19 protein-coding genes and 1 tRNA gene are annotated in these 25453 nt (G+C 62.4%); 6 read left to right on the top strand and 14 right to left on the bottom strand.

The genetic code is table 11. From position 1 onward, the window contains the following. The first annotated feature begins 49 nt into the window (after positions 1-49). Both CAG18_RS20335 and CAG18_RS20330 read left to right on the top strand, forming a co-directional pair. Positions 50-1090 (top strand): hypothetical protein, encoded by a 1041-nt coding sequence (locus tag CAG18_RS20335; protein ID WP_043935265.1) that lies wholly within the window; start codon positions 50-52, stop codon positions 1088-1090. A 17-nt stretch (positions 1091-1107) separates the two neighbouring features. Next, a complete protein-coding gene (locus tag CAG18_RS20330) occupies positions 1108-1902 on the top strand; it encodes a TSUP family transporter (protein WP_013970658.1) in 795 nt (264 codons plus the stop codon). A gap of 8 nt (positions 1903-1910) precedes the next feature. Here CAG18_RS20330 and CAG18_RS20325 read toward each other — a convergent pair whose 3' ends face one another. Continuing rightward, the gene (locus tag CAG18_RS20325; RefSeq protein WP_015268762.1) at positions 1911-2720 is read right to left on the bottom strand and encodes a helix-turn-helix transcriptional regulator; all 810 of its coding nucleotides are present in this window, start codon (positions 2718-2720) and stop codon (positions 1911-1913) included. A 178-nt stretch (positions 2721-2898) separates the two neighbouring features. Between CAG18_RS20325 and CAG18_RS20320 the strand changes: the two genes are divergently transcribed. Continuing rightward, positions 2899-4341, top strand: a complete 1443-nt coding sequence (locus CAG18_RS20320) for a sodium:alanine symporter family protein (protein ID WP_013970656.1) — start codon at positions 2899-2901, stop codon at positions 4339-4341. Positions 4342-4412: 71 nt separating this feature from the next. Further along, positions 4413-5402, top strand: a complete 990-nt coding sequence (locus CAG18_RS20315) for an asparaginase (protein ID WP_039614609.1) — start codon at positions 4413-4415, stop codon at positions 5400-5402. Between the two features lie 38 nt (positions 5403-5440). Here CAG18_RS20315 and CAG18_RS20310 read toward each other — a convergent pair. The 9 genes from CAG18_RS20310 to CAG18_RS20265 form a co-directional block, all read right to left on the bottom strand. After that, positions 5441-5536 (bottom strand) — tRNA-Sec (locus tag CAG18_RS20310). 6 nt (positions 5537-5542) lie between these two features. Next, positions 5543-7465 carry a selenocysteine-specific translation elongation factor gene (gene selB / locus CAG18_RS20305; RefSeq protein ID WP_085721420.1) on the bottom strand — a complete coding sequence of 641 codons (1923 nt, stop codon included), beginning with the start codon at positions 7463-7465 and terminating at the stop codon, positions 5543-5545. Beyond that, the gene (gene selA, locus CAG18_RS20300) at positions 7462-8889 is read right to left on the bottom strand and encodes an L-seryl-tRNA(Sec) selenium transferase (RefSeq protein WP_085721419.1); all 1428 of its coding nucleotides are present in this window, start codon (positions 8887-8889) and stop codon (positions 7462-7464) included. The genes selB and selA overlap by 4 nt, the downstream gene beginning before the upstream one ends. Before the next feature lie 158 nt (positions 8890-9047). Then, on the bottom strand, positions 9048-9968 hold the full coding sequence (gene fdhE, locus CAG18_RS20295) for a formate dehydrogenase accessory protein FdhE (RefSeq protein ID WP_085721418.1): 921 nt from the start codon (positions 9966-9968) through the stop codon (positions 9048-9050). Between the two features lie 4 nt (positions 9969-9972). After that, the gene (locus CAG18_RS20290) at positions 9973-10629 is read right to left on the bottom strand and encodes a formate dehydrogenase subunit gamma (protein WP_013970651.1); all 657 of its coding nucleotides are present in this window, start codon (positions 10627-10629) and stop codon (positions 9973-9975) included. Continuing rightward, the gene (fdxH, locus tag CAG18_RS20285) at positions 10626-11576 is read right to left on the bottom strand and encodes a formate dehydrogenase subunit beta (protein WP_054572947.1); all 951 of its coding nucleotides are present in this window, start codon (positions 11574-11576) and stop codon (positions 10626-10628) included. Before fdxH ends, CAG18_RS20290 begins: the two co-directional genes overlap by 4 nt. After that, the gene (gene fdnG, locus CAG18_RS20280) at positions 11576-14644 is read right to left on the bottom strand and encodes a formate dehydrogenase-N subunit alpha (RefSeq protein WP_137108957.1); all 3069 of its coding nucleotides are present in this window, start codon (positions 14642-14644) and stop codon (positions 11576-11578) included. Before fdnG ends, fdxH begins: the two co-directional genes overlap by 1 nt. Before the next feature lie 271 nt (positions 14645-14915). Next, complete coding sequence (locus tag CAG18_RS20270) at positions 14916-15677, bottom strand: SDR family NAD(P)-dependent oxidoreductase (RefSeq protein ID WP_085721417.1); 762 nt, start codon at positions 15675-15677, stop codon at positions 14916-14918. Between the two features lie 21 nt (positions 15678-15698). Beyond that, positions 15699-16484, bottom strand: a complete 786-nt coding sequence (locus tag CAG18_RS20265; RefSeq protein WP_085721416.1) for a TSUP family transporter — start codon at positions 16482-16484, stop codon at positions 15699-15701. Between the two features lie 199 nt (positions 16485-16683). Between CAG18_RS20265 and CAG18_RS20260 the strand changes: the two genes are divergently transcribed. After that, the gene (locus CAG18_RS20260) at positions 16684-18066 is read left to right on the top strand and encodes a PLP-dependent aminotransferase family protein (RefSeq protein WP_061303915.1); all 1383 of its coding nucleotides are present in this window, start codon (positions 16684-16686) and stop codon (positions 18064-18066) included. Between the two features lie 143 nt (positions 18067-18209). Here the strand turns inward: CAG18_RS20260 and CAG18_RS20255 are convergent, their stop codons facing one another. Both CAG18_RS20255 and CAG18_RS20250 read right to left on the bottom strand, forming a co-directional pair. Continuing rightward, positions 18210-18752 (bottom strand): single-stranded DNA-binding protein, encoded by a 543-nt coding sequence (locus tag CAG18_RS20255; RefSeq protein WP_085721415.1) that lies wholly within the window; start codon positions 18750-18752, stop codon positions 18210-18212. A gap of 9 nt (positions 18753-18761) precedes the next feature. Then, positions 18762-20156 carry an MFS transporter gene (locus tag CAG18_RS20250; RefSeq protein WP_061551338.1) on the bottom strand — a complete coding sequence of 465 codons (1395 nt, stop codon included), beginning with the start codon at positions 20154-20156 and terminating at the stop codon, positions 18762-18764. A gap of 129 nt (positions 20157-20285) precedes the next feature. Here CAG18_RS20250 and uvrA point away from each other — a divergent pair, with 129 nt between their 5' ends. Continuing rightward, the gene (gene uvrA, locus CAG18_RS20245) at positions 20286-23120 is read left to right on the top strand and encodes an excinuclease ABC subunit UvrA (protein ID WP_085721414.1); all 2835 of its coding nucleotides are present in this window, start codon (positions 20286-20288) and stop codon (positions 23118-23120) included. A gap of 136 nt (positions 23121-23256) precedes the next feature. On the opposite strand, the gene bfr is transcribed toward uvrA, so the two are convergent. Together bfr and CAG18_RS20235 are read right to left on the bottom strand one after the other, a co-directional pair. Then, positions 23257-23721 (bottom strand): bacterioferritin, encoded by a 465-nt coding sequence (gene bfr, locus CAG18_RS20240; RefSeq protein WP_003257116.1) that lies wholly within the window; start codon positions 23719-23721, stop codon positions 23257-23259. A gap of 164 nt (positions 23722-23885) precedes the next feature. Then, positions 23886-25325, bottom strand: a complete 1440-nt coding sequence (locus tag CAG18_RS20235; protein ID WP_085721413.1) for a catalase — start codon at positions 25323-25325, stop codon at positions 23886-23888. Positions 25326-25453: the final 128 nt, after the last annotated feature.

The following is a 25453-nucleotide window of genomic DNA, read 5'->3' as shown; positions in this document are numbered from 1 at the left end:
CCACTTGCCAGCCGGGGAGCTTCACAAAAACAAGTACAGGGAACGTTCAATGCCTCATTCAGAAGCTGCATACCTGGATTTCAGCCCGGAGCAAAGCAAAGCCATAGCCTTTGCAAGCCAGACCATTGCTGACCTGGGTGGCCCAGAGGCCAAAGGAGTAGCACTTCAGGCTCGTATATTCGCCGATCAACTCGAGCAAGCCTTGAGTGTGGAACAGCGTGGGCTGCTACAACGCTTCAGTGAAGGCCATCTATCTGCCTTGATGTACAGACATATGCCTTGTGCCGACGAGCCAATACCAGAATATCTGCCCCACATTTCCACCCTGGCGCAAAACCCACGCTGCCAATACCTTGCCTCACGCAATCAACTGCTGCTGGAGCTCGTGCGCCACCGCAGTTTCGCCTTCGATATAGATAACGAGGGTAAGCAGGTTCGCCTGGTGGGCAACTTCAAGGGCGGTGGCCGCATTCCGCGACTCGACGAAGATCCCTGCCTGAAAGTTGAAACCAGCTCGCATGCGGGCTTGCGCTTGGGGCCACACACTGAAGCGCCTTACAACTGCTCGACAATTTCCAGCAACGCTCACTCCCCTGCTCCCTCTGCACTGATTCTGACTGCGCGCTGGAACCCCGCCAATGAACCTACGCATGTCTTCCCGCTCCAGGGAATCATTGAACGCTTGGGTAGCATGGGCACACTTGCACTGACTTCAGCGTCTTTCGACTTCACCCGCAGTGACTGCTTCGGTCACGGGCAAGGCAATGCAGGCAAAGCAGTTTCAATACTGCAATTCGAGCCAAATGGTGGTTTCTCTGTTCGTTACAATAGCTATCGCTTCAGTCTGAATGACCGCGCCTGCAGCGCTGCTGCGCGCGCTTTCGACTCCTTTCAAAAAATACTGGATACCACACAACCGTTGGCGTTTGTCCTGCAGCCTGACACCGCACTGCTGATCAACAACAGCCGAGCCTTGCACGGCCGCGACATGGTTCAGGACAACCGGCGCCTGCTTATCCGTCAATTCGGATATTCCCCCTTTGCCGAACCGCTGGTGCTCGCTGAAGACCCGCTGCTGGTGCGTGGCTGATCATAGGAAAACACTCAATGATCGAATTAGATTTAACGCTTGTTCTGACCCTCGCACTGGTGGCACTGATGGCCGGCTTTTTCGATGCTATCGCCGGTGGCGGGGGCCTGATCACGCTCCCGGTGTTGTTCATTGCCGGTATCGAACCCTTGGCGGCAATTGCCACCAACAAGTTCCAGGCGGCTTCGGCTACGGTTTCGGCTACGTGCGCCTTCGCCCGCAAAGGCATGATCGACTGGAGACAAGGCAGTCCAATGGCTGTCATGTCGTTTATCGGAGGGGCGTTGGGTGCCTTGTCGATAACTTACGTGCCCAAAAGCGTTCTGCAGGCGTGCGTTCCACCTCTGCTGATCCTGATAGCCGCCTACTTTGCCTTCAGTCCAAAGCCGAATGAACAAGCGCGCAAGGCAAAGATATCGACCAGCCTGTTCTGCATTACGGTTGCACCAATCATTGGCTTTTATGACGGGATCTTCGGCCCTGGCGTAGGCTCGTTCTTCATGCTGGCCTGCGTGATCCTCTTGGGCCAGCACTTGATACAAGCCGTGTGCACCAGCAAGCTATTGAACGCAGCCTGTAATCTGGGCGCGTTGTCAGTCTTTTCACTGAGCGGGGCGATCATCTGGCCGCTGGCACTGGCGATGGCATTCGCTGCTTTTGTGGGGGCTCAACTGGGCGCACGCTGCGCAGTACACTTTGGCCCCCGTCTGATCAAGCCATTGCTGGTCTGTGTTTGCTGCATCATGGCAATCAAGTTGCTGCTCGACCCAGGCAACCCTGTTGGCGAGTGGTTACATCAACTTGTTCTCTGAAAAAAGCATCACTCGATTTCGAACAGACTGTTACGCAACGGCCCCACGCTAAGGCGCTCACGCACATCGTCATCTATGCGTGGGTCATCCGGCTGGTACAGTTTTACCTGCCGGTAGACATTGATGCGATTGATCTCCTCTCCCAGGTAGTCCCACACAACCCGAGTGCAGGCCGGGTTGCGCCGGTCTCCGCTGGATACGCCGGCCTTCAGGCCGTTGAGGCGGGTAATGCGGCTCTTGAAACTGGGGATGAGGATAGTCTGGCTCATCTCGTTGAACGTCAGCGACTCGTAATCGACCAGGAACATCCGGTCTTGCAGTTGGAACGCCGCTCCCAGATAGCGGCAACGCACCTCGGCATGGGGGTTGGTGGCGCTGGAACGCTCCTGGCGTTCCTGGCGTTCGAAAAGGAACTGCCCGCGCTCCTCCCACAGGTGCACCAATGACACCAGGACCGTGCCCGGAACCGACATGCAGTTGGAATATTCCAGGTAGTAACCGCAATAGCGCGACAGGTTCCCCGCATGGGCGTGCAACGGACGGAACAGATCACTGATCGGGTCGCCAGGCTGCTCGGCCGGGGTCGACACGCGAGCACCGATCAGGCGGCTGAACTGCTCGGGTGGCAAATTCAATTCGTAATCTTCGACCCCGAAGAAATCGCCGATGCGCTTGAGGTTGTAGGCCGTCGGGCGGCTTTGCCCACTCAGGTACTTGTTGAACTGTGCGCGGTTGATCGACAGCTGGCGGCAAACTTCGGAGATAGAGCGGTAGTGGCTGCAGGCCAGTTTGAGGTTGGTAGCGAAATGATCGCTCATGACTCGGGACTCAGGTGACGCGAATGGCGCAATTGTAGCATCAAGTTGCACCAAATCAGAGCAACCCGCGAAATTGTAACCGCTCTTGTCATAGCCAACCATGCGCCCCACGAATAGCGGTGCGCCTGCCGTCCGCTGATCTTTCCACACGAACAATAAGAATCGAGGTCATTTTCCAATGCTCGAAGTACTCAACGATTTCCTCTCGGGGAAACTTCTCATTGTGCTGATCGTAGGGCTGGGTAGCTACTTCACTATCCGCTCCCGGTTCGTCCAGTTCCGCCACTTCGGCCACATGTTCGGTGTGTTCAAGGAATCGCTGCGTGGCCAGGCAGGCCAGCTGAGCTCCTTCCAGGCCCTGATGCTGAGCCTGGCTGGCCGCGTTGGTGCCGGTAACATCGCCGGTGTCGGCATTGCCGTGACCCTGGGTGGCCCAGGCGCCGTGTTCTGGATGTGGGTCACCGCACTGGTGGGTATGTCCAGCAGCTTCTTCGAATGCACCCTGGCCCAGGTCTACAAGCGCGCCGATGGCGACGGCCTGTACCGTGGTGGCCCGGCGTACTACATCCAGCACGGCCTGAAGCTGAAAAGCATGGCCATCGTGTTCTCGGTCCTGCTGCTGGTCACCTACGGCTTCGCCTTCATCGGCCTGCAGTCGTACACCGTGACTCACTCGCTGCAGAACGCCTTCGCCTTCGACCCCAAGCACACCGGCATCGTCCTCGCCGTGCTGCTGGCCATCACCTTCATCGGCGGCATCAAGCGCATCGCCGCGGTGTCGGACCTGCTGGTACCGGTCAAGACCCTGGCGTACATCGGCGTGACCCTGTACGTGATCGGCACCCAGATCGAGCACGTGCCAGCCATGCTGGAAACCATCTTCAAGAGTGCCTTCGGCCTCGACCCGGCGTTCGGCGGCCTGCTCGGCAGTGCCATCGTCATGGGCGTGAAGCGTGGTGTGTTCGCCAACGAAGCGGGCCTGGGCAGTGCGCCAAACGTCGCAGCCGTGGCCGCCGTGAAACACCCGGGTGCGCAGGGCGTTGTCCAGGCATTCAGCGTGTTCCTCGACACCTTCGTGATCTGCACCTGCACCGCGTTGCTGATCCTATTGTCGGGCTTCTACACCCCGGGCTTCGAAGGTGACGGCATCGTCCTGACCCAGAACTCGCTGGCCGCCGTGGTTGGTGACTGGGGCCGCGTGTTCGTCAGCGTGGCACTGTCGCTGTTCGTGTTCACCTGCATCCTCTACAACTACTACCTGGGCGAGAACAGCCTGCAGTTCCTCAGCCGCAATCGTGTGGTACTGATGGTATTCCGTGGCTTGGTACTGGCGCTGGTTGTATGGGGCTCGTTGCAGGACCTGTCGACTGTGTTCGCCTTTGCCGATATCACCATGACCTGCCTGGCCTTCGTCAACCTGGTGGCCCTGGCCCTGCTGTTCAAGGTCGGCCTGCGGGTGATGCGCGACTACGACGACCAGCGCAAGGCGGGCGTCGACCAACCGGTGTTCGACTCGGCCAAGTTTGCCGACCTGGACCTGGATCGCAATGCCTGGCCTGCCAATCCGCAGGCGGAAACAGCCACTGACAAAGCAGTCGGCGAAGTCCAGACTCAACGCTGATACTCTCCCCTGCCAGCCGCCCCGTCCGTGGGCGGCTTACCTTCTTCCGCTCACCGCTACGGATACTTCCCATGCGAGCAGTAAAGAATCTCCTCGTGCTCTATACCGGGGGCACCATCGGCATGCTCGAAACCCCCGAAGGCCTGGCGCCCGCCGGTGGCTTCGAAGCACGCATGCGCGAACACTTTGCCCAGTTGGCCGACGCCCCCCAGGTGCAATGGACCTTGCAGGAACTGAACCCGCTGCTCGACAGCGCCAACATGCAACAGCACAACTGGCTGGCGATGCGCGATGCAATCGTCGCAGCGGTAGAGGTGGCTGGCCATGATGGCGTGCTCGTGCTGCATGGCACCGACAGCCTGGCCTACAGCGCCGCGGCGTTGTCGTTCCTGCTGCTGGGCCTGCCGGTGCCAGTGCTGCTGACCGGCTCGATGCTGCCGGCAGGTAGCGCGGACAGCGACGCCTGGGGCAACTTGTGCGGCGCACTGCGCCAGTTCGAACAAGGGCTGGAAGATGGCGTGCAGCTGTACTTCCATGGGCAGCTGCTGCATGGCTGCCGGGCGTCGAAGCTGCGCAGCGAGGCGTTCGATGCCTTTGCCGCGCTGCCGCGTCATCGTGACAGTGAGCGCGCAACGGCGATCCCTGCCGAGCTTGGCTACAAGCACCCGCGCCAGCCGGTCAACCTGGCGGTAGTGCCGGTGTTCCCGGGCCTGCAAGCCGGGCATTTGCAAGCACTGCTGGGCAGCGGCGTGCAGGGATTGCTGCTGGAGTGCTACGGCAGCGGTACCGGGCCGTCGGATGACCAGGCGTTACTGGATGTGCTGAGCGCGGCACGCCAGCGGGGTGTGATGCTGGCGGCTATCAGCCAGTGCCCTGAAGGGTCGGTGGTGTTCGATACCTATGCGGCGGGTAACCGCTTGCGCGGGGCCGGGCTGGTCAGTGGCGGGGGCATGACCCGGGAGGCGGCGCTGGCCAAGATGGTTGCGTTGCTGGGGGCCGGGCTGGATGTCGAAACGGCAGAGCGGTGGTTTGCCCTGGACCTGTGTGGGGAACGGGCCTGAGTGTTGCCGACGATAGGGCCCTGACAGGCAAAGGAAAATGGCGGAAGGCAGCGGGAGTCGAACCTGCCCGGGAACGGCTGCCGTCCCCAACCGGGTTTGAAGCCCGGCCGCGCCACCGGGCGCGATTGCCTTCCTTGAACTCAGTGCCTGGCCTGCTGCTGGGCCAGGGCGCTGTCGGCGCGAATGTGACGCTGATCGGCCACCCTCCGGGTCAGGCCGATGCGGTCGAAGTACTCCAGAATCTGCACACTGCGCTTGCGACCGATGCCCAACATATCGCGAAACGCGGCAACCTGCACTATCGGCGTTTCACTGGCCTGCCCCAGCAGCAGCTCTGCCATGCGCTGTAGCGTCGCCTCGGGGTAGAACAGGTCGCGCACCACCTGGTGCACCAGGCCCAACCGGGCCAGCTTGCGCAGCAACAGGCGCACATCGGCTTCGGCACAATTTTCCTCGCTCGCCAGCGTCCGGACCCAAGGCGGATCGTATTGCCCCGCCAGCAACTTCGGTTGCAGACTCGCCCATAATGCACTGTCGGCTTCGCTCAACTGCACCTTGTGATCGGGCAGGTGCAGCCAAGGCCCGCTGCTGGCAATGGCGCCGTCTTCGAGCAACTCATCCAGCAGGCTGACAAAAGCGGGCCGCTCCAGCGGCAAGGCAGCAAAGCGGCGCAGGCGGTCGCGGTCCGGGCCGAGCTGGTCGGGCTCCTGTTCATGGAACCGCACCAACTGCTCCAGCACCTGGCGCTTGAGCGCCTGCCACCGGACACTGGCAAACAGCAGTTGGCCCTGCCGCGTGGCCACCACCAGCACATCTTCCGGCAACTGCCAGGTTTCGCGCAGGCGATTGAACTGCCGTTCCAGACGTTGCGGGTCGATACCCCCGGGTGCGCTGGCAAGCAGTGCCGGCAAGGCCTGCTCCAGGTCCTCGGCATCACGCAGCACCTGCAATTGGCGCAGGCGCTCATCACTGCGACGCTGACGGCTTGGCGCGAACGGATCGAGTACCTTGCCGCCCCCCAGTGTGCGCTGGGCACGCTGATCGCGCAGCACCAAGCGGTCGCCGTGTACCGCCTGCAGCGGCGCGTTGAGCAGCAACTGGGCGAACATGCGCTGGCCTGCCACCAAGGTTTCACCCTCGAGCAAGGCTACCCGGGCCGTTACATCCTGGGTGCCCAGGTGCACGTGCACAGCGCTGAAATGCTCGAAGGTACGGGTCTCGCCCGGCAACAGGTTCAACTCGACATCCACCCGCACGCTAGGCGCATGCAGCCACTCGGGCACCAGCCAGTCCCCCCGGCGCACCTGCTCCACCGCCAGGCGTTCGGCAGCAATGTTCAGTGCCACCCGCTGGCCCGCTTCGGCCACCAGTGCGGCCTGGTTCTGCGCATGCAGGCCACGCACCCGCACCGGTTTGCCGGCCTTGCCCAGTAACAAGGTGTCACCGGCACTGACCCGCCCGGCCAGCGCCGTGCCCGTGACCACCACACCCGCACCGGTAACGGCAAAGGCGCGGTCGACGGCCAGGCGGAAACCGCCGCGCACGCTGCGCTGGCACACGCGCTGTTGCGCGGCCAGCAAGGCCTGGCGCAAGGCATCGATACCTTCGCCGGTCACACTGGACAACGGAAACTGCCGCGCACCGGCATATGGGCCCGGCGCGAGAAGTTCGCTGACCTGTGCCTGCACTTCGGCCAGGCGGGCCGGCTCTACACGGTCGCATTTGCTGATCGCCACCACGGCTTGTGGGATGCCCAGCAACTCGATGATCGCCAGGTGCTCGCGGGTTTGAGGCATCACCCCGTCGTCGGCCGCGACTACCAGCAGCACCAGATCGATACCATGGGCGCCGGCCAGCATGTTGTGGATAAAGCGCTCGTGACCGGGCACGTCGATGAAGCCGGTCAGCGCTGCGCCCTCGGTCAACGCCGCATAGCGATAGCCAAGGTCGATGGTCATGCCACGGGCGCGCTCCTCCTGGCGCTGGTCACCGGCCTGGCCGGTCAGGGCCTGGAGCAGTGCGGTCTTGCCGTGGTCGATGTGGCCGGCGGTACCAACGATCACTGTACCGGCCCCAATTGCAGGGTGGGCAACTGAGCCAGCCACTGGGCCTCGTCATCCAGTTGGCGCAGGTCCAGCCACAGGGCGTCATCGTCGATTCGGCCGAGCACTGGCACGGGCAGACCGCGCAAGGCGCGCTCCAGTACATGCAGGCTGCGCCCGCGCAACTTCTTCGACACCTGCGGGCGCAGGCACAATGCCGCGCTTGGCAGGCGGGCCACCGGTTGGCTGCCACTGCCAATCATGCCCAACGCCGGCTCCACACTGACCGCCCATTGCTCGCCGAGGCGGGCTTTGATTTCAGGGGCCAGGCGCTCGGCCTGGGCCTGGATTTCGGCCTGACTGCGGGTCAGCAGGCGCAGGCTGGGCAGGCGCTCGGCCAGGCGGTCGGGGTTGCGGTACAACGCCAGCACCGCTTCGAGTGCGGCAAGGGTGATCTTGTCGACCCGCAGCGCGCGCTTGAGCGGGTTCTTCTTGATTCTGGCGATCAGCTCCTTGCGCCCGACGATGATTCCGGCTTGCGGCCCGCCCAGCAGTTTGTCGCCGCTGAAGGTGACGATATCGGCGCCGTCAGCCAGGGCCTGACGCACAGTAGGCTCGGCGGGCAGGCCCCAGCGGGTAAGGTCAAGCAGGCTGCCGCTGCCAAGGTCTTCAAGCAACGGCAAGTCATGTTGGTGGGCGATACGCGCCAGCTCGGCGGTGGGCACCTGGGTAGTGAAGCCCTGAATGCTGTAGTTGCTGCAATGCACCCGCATCAGCAGGCCCGTACGCGGGCTGATGGCGGCCTCGTAGTCACGGGCATGGGTGCGGTTGGTGGTGCCGACTTCGTGCAGCTTCACGCCGGCGCGGGCCATGATGTCGGGGATGCGGAAGGCACCGCCGATCTCGATCAGTTCACCGCGGGAGATGATCCCCTCCTTGCGCGCACCCAGGCTGTTGAGCGCCAGCAGCACGGCGGCGGCGTTGTTGTTGACCACGGTGACGGCTTCGGCGCCTGTCAGCTCGCGGATCAGGCCCTCGATCAGGTCGTCACGGTCGCCGCGCTTGCCGGTGGCCAGGTCGAACTCAAGGTTGAGCGGGTAGCGGGCGGCGGTCTGCATGGCCTCGATGGCCTCCTCTGGCAACAGTGCGCGGCCGAGGTTGGTGTGCAACACGGTGCCGGTGAGGTTGAACACTCGGCGGACCTGGCTGCGTTGCTGGGTGGCCAAGCGTTCGCCAGTGCGGCCCAGCAGGACTTCAGCGGCCAGTTCGGCGGTGCTGAGCTGGCCGGTGCGGGCGGGGTCGCGCAGGTCGTCGAGCAGTTGCCGCAGGGTGGCGAGGACCGCGTCGCGACCGTGGCGGTCGATCAGCGGGAGGCAGGCTGGGTGGCGCAAAAGGGTGTCGATGGAGGGCAGGCGTGGGGTGTCGCTGGCTAGGCTGGAGGACATGCGGTACTACCTTGGACTGATCCGTTGTCTGTACTGGCCTCTCGCGGGTAAACCCGCTCCTACAAGGGCCGCGCAAGCCTCAAAAGCTGCGCGGGCCCTGTGGGAGCGGGTTTACCCGCGAAGAAGGCGACTCGGTCTTACAGTGTAGACACTCTCCATTACCCGGGTGCGAGCATCAGGTTCGGTGCCAACCGATGGAAGCCCTCCTCGTCCAGGCGAATGTCCAGTGCCAGGCTGGCCAGGTCATCGGCCAGCGGCTCGGCCGCCGCGTCGTTTTCCAGGTAGTTCTGCTTCAGGTAGCTCTCGCACTCCGGGCAGCACTCCGCCCGTAGCGGCGCCTTGCCCGGCGCATGGCGGTCATCGTCAAGGCTGGTATAGCGCAGGTCCTTGCTCGACTCGCAGTACACGCATTTGACCCGCACCACGTGCCATTCGCAGGCACACAGCGAACAAGCCAGGTAGCGCAGGCCATTGTGCTTGCCGCGGTTGCGCACCACCCCGGCCATCGCCGGCGAACCGCAGGCCGGGCACTGGGCCAGGCTGTCGGCGGGCTTGAGCTCTGGCGCGGGCAGCGCCAGCAACCAGCTGGACCAGGCCGCCTGCAAGGCCGCCCCAATGAACGGCACCAGTGCTGCGGGCACTGCGTCGTACTGGCCGGCGAGCAAGGCGATGCCCCAACCCTTGCGTTGATGGTCGTCACTGCTGCGCAGGGTTTGCAGCGCCTCCCCCAACGGACCGCTGGTGTCCGCGTCGAGGTGCTCAAGCAAGGCCTGCAGCCAGACCAGCCAAGGCCCTTCACGCACCAGGCTGTCCGCCGCCAGTGGCGGCAAACCATGACTTATGCACAGGCGCTGACGCTCCTCGGCCACCGGCATGCCAGCGGGCGGGTTATCCACAAGCTGCTGCTGGATACGGCACAAACGAGCCACCAGCTTCAGGTATTCGCCAAGGGCATTGCCCTCAGCCAGCTGCTCCAGACGCGCGGCGCGCAGTTCGAACAGGTTGGCGGGGGGCAGGTGCAGAAACGGCGGCATCACTGCCGACGCTTCGATCTGCCCGGGTTCGAGTATCGTGCTCAAGCGCTCATCCTTCTTTTCGTCCGTGATTGCCCGGCGTCTTGTCACCAGTCACTTCGCGGTACCACAACTCATGGTGCTTGCGCGCCCAGGCGCGGCTGACCCAGCCATGCAGCATGGCGCCGATCGAGCCCTTGATCCAGATACCGGCGTAGATGTGCACGATGATGCTGAGGATCAGCACGAACGCCGCCAGGGCGTGGAGCAGCGCAGACAGGCGAATGACCTCGATGCCGAACAAATGGCTGAAGTATGCGCGCCAGATCACCACGCCGCTGACCAGCAGAACCAGCATGCACACCAGCAGGGTCCAGAACAACAGCTTCTGCCCGGCGTTGTACTTGCCGATCGGTGGCACACCCTCCTCCTTGTTGAGCATCACCCGGTCCACCCGGCGCAGCCACAGTCGGTCATTGGCAGTGATGAAATTGGCGCGCCAGAAACGCAGCACCAGGCCGAGGAAGAACACGAACATCGCCACCCCGAGGAAGGGGTGCAGGATGCGTGTCCAGGGCCCACCGCCGAACAGGTTGCTGAGCCAGAACAGCGCCGGATGGAACAGCGCCAGCCCCGACAGGCCAGCCAGGATGAACAGGATCGCGACGACCCAGTGATTGCTGCGCTCGTTGGCGTTGTAGCGCAGGATGGGTTTGTTGTCGTTCATGGTCGCTGCTCCCCTTGCCCACCGGGCTTGGTCGGATCATAGACATGGACCGACGGGTCCACCTGGTGCACGCTTTCATCCGCAGGTGCCGGGTGTTCGTCCTCCTCCACCCGCTGTGGCCCTACCCGCACATAGTGGAAGAACCCGGCCAGCACCGCAGCCCCCATGGCCAGCAGCGCCAGCGGCTTGGTAAAGCCCTTCCACAGCCCCACCAGCGGGCTGATCACCGGCTGGTCCGGCAGGCCGGCGTACAGCTTCGGTGTGTCGGCATGGTGCAGCACATACATCACGTGGGTGCCACCGACGCCGTCCGGGTCGTACAGCCCGGCCTTGTCGTAGCCCCGCGACTTGAGGTCGACGACGCGCTCGGCGGCATGCACCTTCATCTCATCCTTCGTGCCGAACACGATCGCCCCGGTCGGGCAGGTTTTCACGCAGGCCGGCTCCAGGCCCACGGTTACGCGGTCGGAACACAGGGTGCACTTGTACGCCTTGTGGTCCTTCTGCGAAATACGCGGGATATTGAACGGGCAACCGGTGATGCAGTACCCACAACCGATGCAGTGGTCCTGGTTGAAGTCGACGATGCCGTTGGCGTGCTTGATGATTGCTCCCGGGCTTGGGCACGCCTTCAGGCAACCTGGCTCGGCGCAGTGCATGCAGCCATCCTTGCGAATCAGCCACTCCAGGTTGCCGTCGTCGCGCTCGTGCTCGGTAAAGCGCATCAGGGTCCAGGTCTCGGCAGTGAGGTCCTGGGGGTTGTCGTAGGTGCCGTGGTTGTGGCCGACCTCGTCACGCAGTTCGTTCCACTCCGAACACGCCACCTGGCAGGCCTTGCAGCCGATGCACTTGGTGGTGTCGATCAGCTTGGCGACTTCCTGCTGCTGGCGTACCGAAGGCGGTACGGTGGTGGTGGCCGAGCGGGCGATGATGTCTTGGCTGGCCATCAGAGTTTCTCCACTTTGACGAGGAACGACTTGGACTCTGGCGTCTGGGTATTGCCGTCACCCAGGAAAGGCACCAGGGTGTTGGTCAGGTAGCCATGCCGCGTAGCCCCGGTGAAGCCCCAGTGCAGCGGGATGCCGATCTGGTGCACGGTCTGGTTATTGACCTGGAGCGGGCGAATCCGCTTGGTCACTACCGCCACCGCATCGATGTGTCCGCGCTTGCTCGATACCCGCACCCGGTCGCCGGCCTTGATACCTTTCTCGTTGGCCAGCACCTCGCCGATTTCGACGAACTGCTCGGGCTGGGCAATGGCGTTGAGCCGGCAATGCTTGCTCCAGAAGTGGAAGTGCTCGGTCAGCCTGTACGTGGTCGCCGCGTACGGGAACTCGTCGTGCTTGCCGAGGGTGTCCCACACCGAGTCGAATACCCGCCCGGCCGGGTTACTGGTGGCCTTCTTGTTCTGCGGGTGCAGCGGGTTGATGCCAATCGGCGTCTCGAACGGCTCGTAGTGCTCGGGGAACGGGCCTTCGGCCATCTTGTCGATGGCGAAGAACCGCGCCACGCCTTCGGGGTTCATGATGAACGGGTTCATCCCCGCCTCGGGCGGCGAGTCGACCTTGAAGTCGGGCACATCGGTCCCGGTCCAGGCCTTGCCGTTCCACCACACCAGGCGCTTCTTCTCCGGGTCCCACGGCTTGCCTTGCGGGTCGCTGGAGGCACGGTTGTAGAGGATGCGGCGGTTGGCCGGCCAGGCCCAGGCCCAGTTCTGCACTTGGTGCATGCCGTACGGGTCGCTGTTGTCACGGCGAGCCATCTGGTTACCCTGCTCGGTCCAGCTGCCGGAGAAGATCCAGCAACCGGACGCAGTGCTGCCGTCGTCCTTGAGCTGGCCAAAGCCCGCCAGTTGCTGGCCGGCCTTGAGCACTGCGCCAGTCGGATCGGTGACGTCCGTCACCGCCCAGCCGTTCATTTCCTTGGCCAGCTCCTCCGGGGATGGCTCTTCAGGGACCTTGTATGGCCAGTTGATGTTCATCAGCGCGTCAGGATAGGCGCCGCCTTCGGCCTGGTAGCGTCGGCGCAGGCGCAGGAACAGCTCGCTCATGATGTGAACGTCGGTGCGGGTCTCGCCCGGGCCGTCGGCGCCCTTCCAGTGCCACTGCAGCCAGCGGCTGCTGTTGACCAGCGAGCCGTCTTCCTCGGCAAAGCAGGTAGTGGGCAGGCGGATCACTTCGGTCTGGATGTTGGCCGTATCGACATCGTTGAACGGCCCGGCGTTGCGCCAGAACTCCGAGGTCTCGGTGGCCAGCGGGTCCATGATCACCAGCCACTTGAGTTTGCTCAGGGCGGCAGTGACACGGTTCTTGTCCGGCAGCGCGGCAATCGGGTTGAAACCTTGGCACATGTAGCCGTTTACCTTGCCCTGGCCCATCATCTCGAACATGCGCAGCACGTCGTAGGCCGGCACATCGAGCTTGGGCAGCCAGTCGTAGCCCCAGTTGTTCTCCGCCGTGGCATTGGCGCCGTACCACGCCTTCATCAGGCTGACATGGAACTTGCCGTAGTTCTGCCAGTACGACAGTTGGCCAGGACGCAGTGGCTTGGAGGCGCGCTTGTCGATATAGGCGGCATAGTCCTGCTCGGCATCGCCGGCCAGGGTCAAGTAACCCGGCAACGAGTTGGACAGCAGGCCGAGGTCGGTCAGGCCCTGGATATTGGAGTGCCCGCGCAAGGCGTTGACCCCGCCACCCGGCATGCCGACGTTGCCCAGCAGCAACTGCACCATGGCCGCACTGCGGATGATCTGTGCGCCGATCGAGTGCTGCGTCCAGCCAAGCGCATAGAGGATCGTCATGGTCTTGCCCGGTACCGAGCAGGTGGCGATCTCTTCCCAGATCTTCAACATGGCGTCCTGCGGCATGCCACAGGTCATGCTTGCCAGTTCCGGTGTATAGCGGCTGTAGTGCTGCTTCATCAGCTGGAACACGCAGCGCGGGTGCTGCAGCGTCGGGTCGACCTTGGCAAAGCCGTCTTCACCCAGCTCGTAACCCCAGCCGGACTTGTCGGAATACACGCGCTTGGCCTCGTCGTACCCGCTGAACAGGCCATCCTCGAAGCCATAGTTCTCTTTGACGATGAACGACACATCGGTGTAGTTGCGCACGTACTCGTGCTGGATCTTGTCATTGCTCAGCAAGTAATTGATCAACCCGCCCATGAAGGCGATGTCGGTACCGGTACGAATCGGTGCGTAGTAGTCGGCCACCGAAGCGGTACGGGTAAACCGCGGGTCGACCACGATCAGCCGCGCCTTGTTGTGCGCCTTGGCCTCGGTCACCCACTTGAAGCCGCACGGATGCGCTTCTGCTGCGTTGCCACCCATCACCAGGACCAGATTCGCATTGGCGATATCGGACCAGTGGTTGGTCATGGCGCCACGGCCGTACGTCGGGGCAAGACTTGCCACCGTCGGGCCATGTCAGACACGAGCCTGGTTATCGAACCCCAGCATGCCTGTTGCGCGGATGACCTTGTGGGTCAGGTAGCCGGCCTCGCTGGAGGCGGCGGAAGCAGCAAGAAAGCCGGTGGTGAGCCAGCGATTGACCGTTTGCCCCTGGGCGTTCTTTTCGATGAAGTTGGCGTCGCGGTCCTGCTTCATCAGGTCGGCAACGCGATCGAGCGCCTCGTCCCAGCTGACCCGCACCCACTCCTTGCTGCCCGGCTTGCGTACCTCGGGGTACTGCAGGCGGCTCGGGCTGTGGATGAAGTCCAGCAGGCCAGCGCCTTTCGGGCAGAGGGTGCCGCGGTTGACCGGGTGGTCGGCGTCACCTTCGATATGGATGATGTTTTGTTTGACGTTCTTGCCCGCATCGCCCTGGCTGTACATGATCAGGCCGCAGCCGACCGAGCAGTAAGGGCAGGTGTTACGGGTTTCCTTGGTATGCGCCAGCTTGAAGTGACGCACCTGCTCGGCGAATGCGGGTGTCGGGGCCATGCCCAACGCCGCAAGGCTCGAGCCTCCAAGGCCGACGGCGGCGACCTTGAAGAACTGCCGACGGTTCAGGTCCATCGTGCACTCCTGATCAGGTGGTGGACGCACGGAACATGGCCGGCGCCTCTTGGTAGTCACGGTGGCGGCCAATTGATGGCCGCCAACAGTTAAGACTAGCCAAGAATCGAGAAGGTGCGATGACATGGGTCAGCTGAAGGCGCTGTGTTGCCTGATTCGCGGGTGAACCCGCTCCCACAGTTACTGCACATGCCCGAAGCAGGGCGCTATTCCTGTTGCAGCGGGCGTGCCCGCGAACACCGGCAACGCCCGGCCATCCACCACCGGCCGATCAGCAAGGCGGCAGGTTGCGCACCACGTTCAGCGCCGCACTGCTCTGGGCCACCGGCATGATCTCGATGGTATTGATGTTCACATGCGCCGGCTGCTCGGCAATCCAGGCCACCGTGGCCGCGATGTCCTCGGGCAGGATGGCCTCCACGTCCCGATACAGCGCCTGCACGGCATCCAGATCACCGTTCAGGCGCACCACCGAGAAATCGGTCCCCGAGCACAGCCCAGGCTCGATGTTGCTCACTCGCACGCGGGTGCCCGCCAGGTCGGCGCGCAGGTTGAGGCTGAACTGGCGAACGAAGGCCTTGCTGGCGCCATACACGTTACCGCCCGGGTAGGGATAGGTGCCGGCGATCGAGCCAATATTGATGATCATGCCGCTGTCAGCTTCCACCATCTGCGGCAGGATTCTGTGGGTGACCATGGCCAGGCCAGTGATGTTGGTGTCGATCATCCGCTGCCAGTTTTCCGCACTACTGGCCTGGGCACGGTCCACGCCCAGCGCCAGCCCGGCATTATTGACCAGCAGGTCGACCTGCAGTGACGCATCACTAATCTGCTCGACCGCCTTCTCGAGCGACACCGGGTCGGTGACATCCAGCGCCAGCGGAATGAAATTGACGCCCAGCTCGGCGGCCAGCGCTTGCAGCTTGTCCATGCGCCGGGCGCCACCGATCACGCGGTAGCCTTTGCCGATCAAGGTACGGCAGATGGCGCGGCCAAAGCCCGAGGAGGCGCCGGTTACGAATGCAGTTTTCATCAGTTGTCTCCTATCGAAGGGTCAGGCCAGGTACTTAACGCCCAGGCTGGTGAACAGGCAGAGCATCGAGAACACCAGCGCCTTGCGCACCACTTCGTTGCCCTTGCGCAGGGCCAGTGCACTGCCAAGGTGGTTGCCGAGGATGTTGCAGGCCACCAGCGGCACCGCCAGCAGGTAGACGACCTTGCCGGCAATGACGAAGGCCACCAAAGCGCCGATGTTGGATGCGAAGTTGAAGGTTTTTGAATTGGCCGAACTGGAGACCAGGTCCATGCGCAGCAGGTAGTGGAACGCGATGATGAACATGCTGCCGGTACCCGGGCCGAAGAAGCCGTCGTAGAAGCCGATGGCCAGGCAGGTCAGCGGCACCACGGTGAAGAGCATGCGCGATGACAGTTCGCGCTCCTCGACCAAGCGGTCCTTGGGGGTGAGGAAGATGAGGATGCCGAAGGGGATCAGCGCCAGGATGATCTTGCCCACGGCTTCCTGGGAGATCGAGACGATCAGGTGCGCTCCCAGGTAGGCACCGAGCAACGAGAATGGCACGCCGACCAGCGCCACCTGCCAGACCATCTTGCTGTTGGCCAGGAAGTTGCGAATGGCTGCCAGTGTGCCAAGGGTACTGACCAGTTTTTCCTGGCCGAGGGCAACCTGCGGTGACATGCCGACCAGCAGAAAGCCCGGCACCAGGAACAACCCGCCGCCACCGGCAATGCTGTCTACGAAGCCGGCAACGAAAGCGATAGCCCCAAGCATGAGCACCGCCAGCAACCAGTGTTCCGCCCAGAAAGCGCCCAGAATTTCCATAGCGAAGTCCATCCAGTGGAGTTTTCTGCCAAACACAACGCAAATGTGCATGTCCCAATCAGCGCGATGATTGTAATTACAAAAATTGAATCGATGCAATATCGAATTAAATCGACTCAATGGCGAAGATTGCCATCATTACCCGCATCTTGGCTTTCATGTTAGGCTGCGCGCAATTGCAGAATCTGGTGCCATTTCCATGTGGGTCCCTCAATACGGCGATCAAACCCAGCCGGTTTACCTGATGATCGCTAATGCCCTTGAACAGGACATCGAAAGCGGTCGGCTTGCAGCAGGCGATCGTTTGCCCACCCTCAAAGACCTTGCCGAGGCACTGAATGTAACCCCCGGCACAGTTGGAAGAGCCTACGACGAAGCCGCCAAGCGCGGCCTGGTGGTTGGAGAGGTAGGCCGTGGCACATTTGTCAGGCAGTTGCGACAGCGGTTATCCGCCCCGTCGGTGCACACACCAGCTACTGGCGAAAGCAGCCAGATCGATCTCTCGATCATCAAACCCAACGACGCCCACATGAGTGAGTGGCTGGGTGCGGCCATCAGCGAGCTGGCCACCTCTGCGGACCTGGGACAGGTACTCGACTATGTGACAGAAGGTGGTCACACCTCCCACAAACAAGCAGGTGCAGCCTGGATTCAGCGCTGGCTGCCTGATGCGCGCTGGCAACAGGTTGTACTGACCTCTGGCGCCCAGCATGGACTATTGGTGGCCATCAGCAGCCTGTCGAACAGCGACGATGTGGTGCTGTGTGAATCGTTCTGCTATCCCGGCATCATCTCCCTGGCCCACAGCATGGGCCGCCGCCTGCGTGGCGTGGCCATGGACGAGCATGGCCTTATTCCCGAGGCATTGCGCGCGGCCTGCCTGGAGCATCGCCCTTCCCTGCTGGTGTGTGTCACCACCCACCAGAACCCCACCAACTCGATCATGCCCCACGCACGGCGCCAGGCCATCGCAGAGATCGCCCGCGAGTTCGACCTGTTCATCGTCGATGACGATATCTACGGCTTCCTTGAACCCGCTCCGGATTACCAGCCACTGGCAGCGTATGCGCCAGAACGTTCGGTGTATCTCACCAGCCTGTCCAAAAGTGTGCTGCCGGCGCTGCGTATCGGTTACCTGTACGCCCCACCGCAAACCCTCTCGCGGCTATCGTCGATGGTACGCAGCAGCGTCTGGATGCCATCGCCGTTGATGGCACAACTAGCCAGCAACCTGATCAACAGCGGCATGGCCGACCAGTTGGTGCGAGAACAACAGGAAGAGGCTGCCGCGCGCCAGCAAATGGCCCAGGAGATCCTTGGCAAGTACAAGATCCGCAGCCAGCCCAACAGCTTCCACATCTGGCTGGAGTTGCCCGAGCCGTGGACCAGCGATGAATTCGCCAACCTGGCGCGTAACAACGGCGTCACTGTAGTCAGTGGCAGCCAGTTCCTGCCAGAGCGCAGCCACGCCAGCTGCGGCGTGCGCATCGCCTTGATGGCCCCCAGCCGTCAGGAGTTGGGCTTTGCCCTGACCAAGCTGGTCAGCCTGCTGGACTCGCCAGAGCCACGGTTGTTCTATTGATCAGGCTCGCTATTGGAGTGGCAGTCGGTACCAATTCATTCTCGGGCAAGCCCGCCCACAAAAAGGTACGCGGCACCGCCCATAAAAAAACCCAGGGCAACTGCCCTGGGTTTCTGGTCTTGCCAGACGCCTAACCGTTCTGATCAGAACGGAATATCGTCATCGAAGCTGTCGAAGTCAGCCGCCGGCTGCGGGGCTGGCTGCTGCGGGGCCGGGCGCTGAGGAGCCTGTTGCGGGCGCGGGGCCTGCTGGCGTGGGGCCTGGTTGTACTGCTGCGGCTGGCCGCCACCGTAGTTGCCACCACCCTGGTTGTACGGGTCACCGCCCTGCTGCTGGCTCTGCGGGCGGCCGCCGAGCAGCTGCATGGTGCCGTTGATGTCGACGATGATCTCGGTGGTGTAGCGCTTGATGCCGTCTTTTTCCCACTCGCGGGTCTGCAGCTTGCCTTCGATGTAGCACTGCGAACCTTTGCGCAGATATTCGCCGGCGATTTCGGCAACCTTGCCGAACAGCGACACACGGTGCCACTCGGTACGCTCGACCTTCTGGCCCGACTGCTTGTCGGTCCACTGCTCGCTGGTAGCCAGGCTCAGGTTGGTCACGGCGTTACCGTTGGGCAGGTAGCGGACTTCGGGATCCTGGCCACAGGTGCCGACCAGAATGACTTTGTTAACCCCACGGGCCATAACGTTCTCCTAGGCTTCGCACGCCGAAGAGGCCGGGTTTACCAGGCGCTCGAGGGTCGTACGGTCCAAAATTTTCGTATCCAGTTTGATATAGATGGCGGCTTCTTCCGCCACCACGACGGCGTCGGTCACACCTGGCACAGCCATCAGGCGCTCGGTCAGGCCGGCTTCCCGGACTGCCTCTGGCGTCAGCGGCATGCGCAGGCTGGTCACATAGGGCGGCTCGTTCATGCGCAAGGCGACGACCAACCAGATGGCACACAGTACCGCACAACCGAGGAACACCATGTTCAGCCCGCCGTGCTGGAACAACCAGCCACCGAGGATTCCTCCCAGGGCAGCGCCGAGGAACTGGCTGGTGGAGTAGACCCCCATTGCCGTCCCCTTGCCACCTGCAGGCGACACCTTGCTCACCAGCGAAGGCAGCGATGCCTCCAGCAGGTTGAATGCAGTAAAGAATACCACGGTGCCGATCACCAGTCCGCGCAAACCGTCAGCCCACTGCCAGAAGAACACCTCCACCAGCAGCAACACACTGACCGCCCCGGCCAGCACGCGTTTCATCTTGCGCTTTTTTTCGCCATAGATGATGAACGGGACCATTGCAAAAAATGAGATGAACAACGCGGTCAGGTATACCCACCAGTGCTGCTCCTTCGGCAGGCCGCCGCGCTCGACAAAGGCCAGTGGCAATGCGACGAAGCTGGCCATGAGGATGGCGTGGAGGATGAAGATGCCCACATCCAGGCGCAGAAGGTCCGGATGGCGCAGGGTCGGGCCGATGGCCTGGCGCGCCACACCCGACTCACGGTGCTGCAGGATGCTGTGGGTATTGGGCACTACAAAGGCGATCAGCAGGATGCCGACCAGGGCAAGTCCTGCCGTGGCGAGGAACAATCCTGACAAGCCAAAGGCACGAGTCAGCAATGGGCCGACGACCATGGCGACAGCAAACGAAAGGCCGATGCTCATGCCGATCATGGCCATGGCCTTGGTCCGATGCTGCTCGCGGGTGAGGTCGGACAGCAGCGCCATGACCGCAGCGGAAATCGCCCCGGCACCCTGCAGGATACGCCCGGCAATCACACCCCAGATGGAGTCGGCCTGGGCCGCCAATACACTGCCCAGGGCAAAGATGACCAGCCCCAGGTAAATCACAGGCCGGCGGCCGATGCGATCGGAAATGATCCCGAACGGGATCTGCAATACGGCCTGGGTCAGGCCATAGGCACCAATGGCCAGGCCGATCAGCGCAGGCGTGGCACCGGCCAGGTCCATGCCGTAGGTGGCCAGCACCGGCAAGACCATGAACATGCCCAGCATACGAAAGGCAAAGACCAGGGCCAGGCCGCCAGCGGCGCGGGTTTCGCCGCCACTCATACGCTCGTTGTGGGTGTCGTGCATGGATTAACCTCGTGTGAACCGGCGGCGATTCTATCAGTCCGACAGCTTGACGGCATCTACGCGACGCTTTGCCGCGTAATGGCTGGGCGCCGTATACTTCCTTGTTTATGCCCGCCGAGCGAGGCCGCAGTGGACAAGATCCTGATTCGTGGGGCACGTACCCACAACCTGAAGAACATCGACCTGACCCTGCCCCGGGACAAGCTGATCGTGATCACCGGCCTATCCGGTTCCGGCAAGTCGTCCCTGGCGTTCGACACTCTGTACGCCGAAGGCCAGCGCCGCTATGTGGAATCGCTGTCGGCCTACGCCCGGCAGTTCCTGTCGATGATGGAAAAGCCCGACGTCGACACCATCGAAGGCCTGTCGCCGGCCATTTCCATCGAGCAGAAGTCGACCTCGCACAACCCCCGCTCCACGGTCGGCACCATCACCGAAATCTACGACTATCTGCGCCTGCTGTACGCTCGCGTGGGTACCCCACGCTGCCCGGATCACGATATCCCGCTGGAAGCGCAAACGATCAGCCAGATGGTCGACCTGGTGCTGGAGCGACCGGAAGGCAGCAAGCTGATGCTGCTGGCGCCGGTGGTGCGCGAGCGCAAGGGCGAGCACCTGGCGGTGTTCGACGAGCTGCGGGCCCAGGGCTTTGTGCGTGCCCGGGTCAACGGCAAGCTCTACGAGCTCGACGAACTGCCCAAGCTGGACAAGCAGAAAAAACACAGCATCGATGTGGTGGTGGACCGTTTCAAGGTCCGCGCCGACCTGCAACAGCGCCTGGCCGAGTCGTTCGAGACCGCGCTCAAGCTGGCCGACGGCATAGCCCTGGTCGCGCCGATGGAGGACGAGCCCGGCGAAGAGACGATCTTCTCCGCGCGTTTCGCCTGCCCGGTCTGTGGTCATGCCATCAGCGAGCTGGAGCCGAAGCTGTTCTCCTTCAACAACCCCGCCGGCGCCTGCCCGACCTGCGATGGCCTGGGGGTGAAGCAGTTCTTCGACACCAAGCGCCTGGTCAATGCCGAGCTCACCTTGGCCGAAGGCGCGATCCGCGGCTGGGACCGGCGCAACGTGTACTACTTCCAGATGCTCGGCTCGCTGGCCGCGCATTACGGCTTCAGCCTGGAGGAACCATTCGGCCAGCTTTCGGCCGAGCACCAGAAGGTGATCCTGCAGGGCAGCGGCAAGCAGAGCGTCGACTTCAAGTACCTCAACGACCGTGGCGACATCGTCAAGCGCTCGCACCCGTTCGAAGGCATCGTGCCGAACCTGGAGCGTCGCTACCGCGAGACCGAGTCGGCCACCGTGCGCGAAGAACTGGCCAAGTTCCTCGGCACCCAGCCGTGCCCCGATTGCCGCGGCACCCGCCTGCGCCGTGAGGCAAGGCATGTGTGGGTGGGCGAAAAAACGCTACCGGCAGTGACCAACCTGCCGATCGGTGAAGCCAGCAACTACTTCGGCGAGCTGACTCTGACCGGACGCCGTGGCGAGATTGCGGCGAAGATCCTCAAGGAAATCTGCGAGCGCCTGCAGTTCCTGGTGAACGTCGGTCTCGACTATCTCACCCTGGACCGCAGCGCTGATACCCTGTCCGGTGGCGAAGCGCAGCGTATCCGCCTGGCCAGCCAGATCGGTGCTGGCCTGGTGGGAGTGATGTACATCCTCGATGAGCCGTCCATCGGCCTTCATCAACGTGACAATGACCGCCTGCTGGCCACCCTCAACCACCTGCGCGACCTGGGCAACACGGTGATCGTGGTGGAACACGACGAGGACGCCATCCGCCTGGCCGACTACGTGGTGGACATCGGCCCTGGGGCCGGCGTGCACGGCGGTCAGATCGTCGCCGAGGGGTCGCCGCAGGAGGTCATGGAGCACCCCGACTCGCTGACCGGCAAGTACCTGTCAGGGCGCAAGAAGATCGTAGTGCCGGCCAAGCGCACGCCGCGCAACAAGAAGCTGCAACTCAAGCTCAAGGGCGCGCGTGGCAACAACCTGCAAAACGTCGACCTTGAAATCCCGATCGGCCTGCTGACCTGCGTGACCGGGGTGTCCGGTTCGGGCAAGTCGACACTGATCAACAACACCCTGTTCCCACTGGCCGCGACCGCCCTGAATGGCTCAAGCAGCCTGGAAGCGGCACCGCATGCCAGCATGGATGGCCTGCAGCACCTGGACAAGGTAGTGGACATCGACCAGAGCCCGATCGGCCGCACCCCTCGCTCGAACCCGGCGACCTACACCGGCATCTTCACGCCGATCCGCGAGCTGTTCTCCGGTGTGCCGGAATCGCGTTCGCGCGGCTATGGTCCGGGGCGTTTCTCGTTCAACGTCAAGGGAGGCCGTTGCGAGGCCTGCCAGGGCGATGGCCTGATCAAGGTGGAGATGCACTTCCTGCCGGACATCTATGTGCCGTGCGACGTGTGCAAGAGCAAGCGCTACAACCGCGAAACCCTGGAGATCAAGTACAAGGGCAAGAACATCCACGAGGTGCTGGAAATGACCATCGAGGATGCCCGCGAGTTCTTCGACGCAGTGCCGGCGCTGGCGCGCAAGCTGCAGACGTTGATGGATGTGGGGCTGTCATACATCAAGCTGGGCCAGTCGGCGACCACGCTGTCGGGCGGTGAGGCACAGCGAGTGAAGCTGTCGCGCGAACTGTCCAAGCGTGACACCGGCAAGACCCTGTACATCCTCGACGAGCCGACCACGGGCCTGCACTTTGCCGATATCCAGCAGTTGCTGGACGTGCTGCATCGCCTGCGCGACCACGGCAATACCGTGGTGGTGATCGAGCACAACCTGGATGTGATCAAGACCGCGGATTGGCTGGTGGATCTGGGGCCGGAGGGTGGCTCGAAAGGCGGGCAGATCATTGCCTGCGGTACGCCGGAAGAACTGAGTACGATGAAGCAGTCGTATACCGGGCACTACCTGAAACCGTTGCTGGAGCGGGATCGGGCGTAAGGCCTTGGGGGGCGCTTTGCGCCCATTTCGCGACAAAAGGCCACTCCTACAGGCGATCGCGTAATCTCTGGATTGACGCGATCAAATGTAGGAGCGGCCTTGTGTCGCGATAGGGCTGCAAAGCAGCCCCAGGCTTTTACATCTGCGACTGCAGGTAATTCTCGAGGCCAATGGCCTTGATCAGCCCTTGCTGCTTCTCAAGCCAGTAGGTGTGATCTTCTTCGGTATCAGCCAACTGTGCGCGCAGGATATCGCGGCTGATGTAGTCCTTGTGCAGTTCGCACAGTTCGATGCCTTTGCACAGCGCGCCGCGTACCTTGTACTCGAGCTTGAGGTCGGCCTCGATCATTTCCGGCACGGTGCTGCCCACTTCCAGGTCATCCGCGCGCATGTCAGGGGTGCCTTCGAGCATGAGGATGCGACGCATCAGGGCATCGGCGTGCTGCGTCTCTTCTTCCATTTCGTGGTTGATGCGCTCGTAGAGCTTGGACAGGCCCCAGTCTTCGTACATACGCGAGTGAATGAAGTACTGGTCGCGAGCCGCCAGTTCGCCCTTCAGCAGCGTAACGAGGTAGTTGATTACGTCCGGGTGACCTTGCATCGCCCTGCTTCTCCATGTGAAAACGTCTATGCCATATAGTGTGAACCAGCTTTTGCCTGCGGTCACTGAAAAACCGCGCAATTAGAAGCAAAAAATCGGTTAAACAGTAGTGATATTCATTGAAAAACCGCCCAAATGAGGGCGGTTCTTCTTATCACTTCGACTTAGGCGAGATTGATGCCCAAGGCCTTGGCAACCCCTTCGCCATAGGCCGGATCGGCCTTGAAGAAGTATTGCAGCTGACGCCGGATCACGTCTTCGCTGACGCCTGCCATGGTGCCGGCAATGTTGTTTATCAGCAGGGCTTTCTGCTCATCGTTCATCAGGCGGAACAGCGCGCCGGCGTGGCTGTAGTAGTCGGTGTCCTCGCGGTGGTCGTAGCGGTCTGCCGAACCATTCAGGGCCAGTGCAGGCTCGGCGTGGCTTGGCGACTGCTTCGGCGCATCGCTGTAGCTGTTGGGCTCATAGTTCGGCGCGCTGCCGTAAGTGGCAGTGGCCATGGAACCATCACGCTGGTAGCTGTTGACCGGGCAGCGTGGTGCGTTCACCGGCAGTTGCTGATGGTTGGTGCCCACCCGGTAGCGGTGCGCGTCGGCGTAGGCGAATACCCGCCCTTGCAGCATGCGGTCCGGCGACAGGCCAACACCCGGCACCATGTTGCTCGGGCCAAACGCAGCCTGCTCGACCTCGGCAAAGTAGTTGAGCGGGTTACGGTTGAGCTCCAGCACGCCCACTTCAATCAGCGGGTAGTCCTTCTGCGACCAGGTCTTGGTCACGTCGAAGGGGTTTTCGTCGCGGCTGGCAGCCTCGGCTTCGCTCATCACCTGGATGCATACGGTCCAGCGTGGGTAATCGCCCCGCTCGATGGCTTCGAACAGGTCGCGCTGGGCGTAGTCCGGGTCAGTACCTGCCAGGCGCGCAGCATCTGCCGGTGCGAGGTTCTTGATGCCTTGCTGGGTCTTGAAGTGCCATTTGACCCAGGTGCGTTCACCCTTGGCATTGATCAGGCTGTAGGTATGGCTACCGAAGCCGTGCATGTGGCGGTAGCCGTCCGGAATGCCGCGATCGGAGAACAGAATGGTGACCTGATGCAGCGCCTCGGGAGAGTGTGACCAGAAGTCCCACATCATCTGAGCGTTCTTCAGGTTGGATTGTGGGTGACGCTTCTGGGTGTGGATAAAGTCCGGGAACTTCAGTGGGTCGCGGATGAAGAACACCGGCGTGTTGTTGCCGACGATGTCCCAGTTACCTTCCTCGGTGTAGAACTTGACGGCAAAACCACGGGGATCGCGCTCGGTATCAGCGGAGCCACGCTCACCACCAACGGTGGAGAAGCGCAGGAAGGTTTCGGTCTGCTTGCCAACCTGTTCAAACAACTTGGCACTGGTGTAATCGGTGATATCGCGGGTGACGGTAAAAGTGCCGTAGGCGCCCGAGCCTTTTGCGTGTACGCGGCGCTCAGGAATGTTCTCGCGATTGAAGTGGGCGAGCTTCTCGATCAGGTGGAAGTCGTCGAGCAGCAGCGGGCCGCGCGGGCCGGCGGAACGGGAATTCTGGTTGTCTGCTACAGGTGCACCGCTGGCGGTGGTGAGAATCTTGCTCATGGGCTCTCCTTATCGGTCTTCAAGCGCCGGCTAATCGGCTCTGGAGAGAGTATTGACGAGCAAGGTTACAAGAACAAATGCATTACACGACTTGAATCAATAGAAATAAACAATACATCTTGAAACAA

Origin of the sequence: Pseudomonas sp. B22(2017), assembly GCF_002113105.1 — a bacterium.
GTDB lineage: Bacteria > Pseudomonadota > Gammaproteobacteria > Pseudomonadales > Pseudomonadaceae > Aquipseudomonas > Aquipseudomonas asiatica.
The sequence above is the reverse complement of the archived record's forward strand: the minus strand, read 5'-3'. Positions and strand labels throughout refer to the sequence as shown.

Bases quoted from the DNA above. Each gene is read 5' to 3' on its own strand.
- CAG18_RS20235 (WP_085721413.1), bottom strand. From the start codon at position 25,325: ATGAGCAAGATTCTCACCACCGCCAGCGGTGCACCTGTAGCAGACAAC.
- CAG18_RS20255 (WP_085721415.1), bottom strand. From the start codon at position 18,752: ATGGCCCGTGGGGTTAACAAAGTCATTCTGGTCGGCACCTGTGGCCAG.
- bfr (WP_003257116.1), bottom strand. From the start codon at position 23,721: ATGCAAGGTCACCCGGACGTAATCAACTACCTCGTTACGCTGCTGAAG.
- CAG18_RS20265 (WP_085721416.1), bottom strand. From the start codon at position 16,484: ATGGAAATTCTGGGCGCTTTCTGGGCGGAACACTGGTTGCTGGCGGTG.
- CAG18_RS20270 (WP_085721417.1), bottom strand. From the start codon at position 15,677: ATGAAAACTGCATTCGTAACCGGCGCCTCCTCGGGCTTTGGCCGCGCC.
- CAG18_RS20330 (WP_013970658.1), top strand. From the start codon at position 1,108: ATGATCGAATTAGATTTAACGCTTGTTCTGACCCTCGCACTGGTGGCA.
- CAG18_RS20325 (WP_015268762.1), bottom strand. From the start codon at position 2,720: ATGAGCGATCATTTCGCTACCAACCTCAAACTGGCCTGCAGCCACTAC.
- CAG18_RS20320 (WP_013970656.1), top strand. From the start codon at position 2,899: ATGCTCGAAGTACTCAACGATTTCCTCTCGGGGAAACTTCTCATTGTG.
- CAG18_RS20250 (WP_061551338.1), bottom strand. From the start codon at position 20,156: ATGCACGACACCCACAACGAGCGTATGAGTGGCGGCGAAACCCGCGCC.
- CAG18_RS20260 (WP_061303915.1), top strand. From the start codon at position 16,684: ATGTGGGTCCCTCAATACGGCGATCAAACCCAGCCGGTTTACCTGATG.
- selA (WP_085721419.1), bottom strand. From the start codon at position 8,889: ATGTCCTCCAGCCTAGCCAGCGACACCCCACGCCTGCCCTCCATCGAC.
- CAG18_RS20335 (WP_043935265.1), top strand. From the start codon at position 50: ATGCCTCATTCAGAAGCTGCATACCTGGATTTCAGCCCGGAGCAAAGC.
- CAG18_RS20290 (WP_013970651.1), bottom strand. From the start codon at position 10,629: ATGAACGACAACAAACCCATCCTGCGCTACAACGCCAACGAGCGCAGC.
- CAG18_RS20315 (WP_039614609.1), top strand. From the start codon at position 4,413: ATGCGAGCAGTAAAGAATCTCCTCGTGCTCTATACCGGGGGCACCATC.
- fdxH (WP_054572947.1), bottom strand. From the start codon at position 11,576: ATGGCCAGCCAAGACATCATCGCCCGCTCGGCCACCACCACCGTACCG.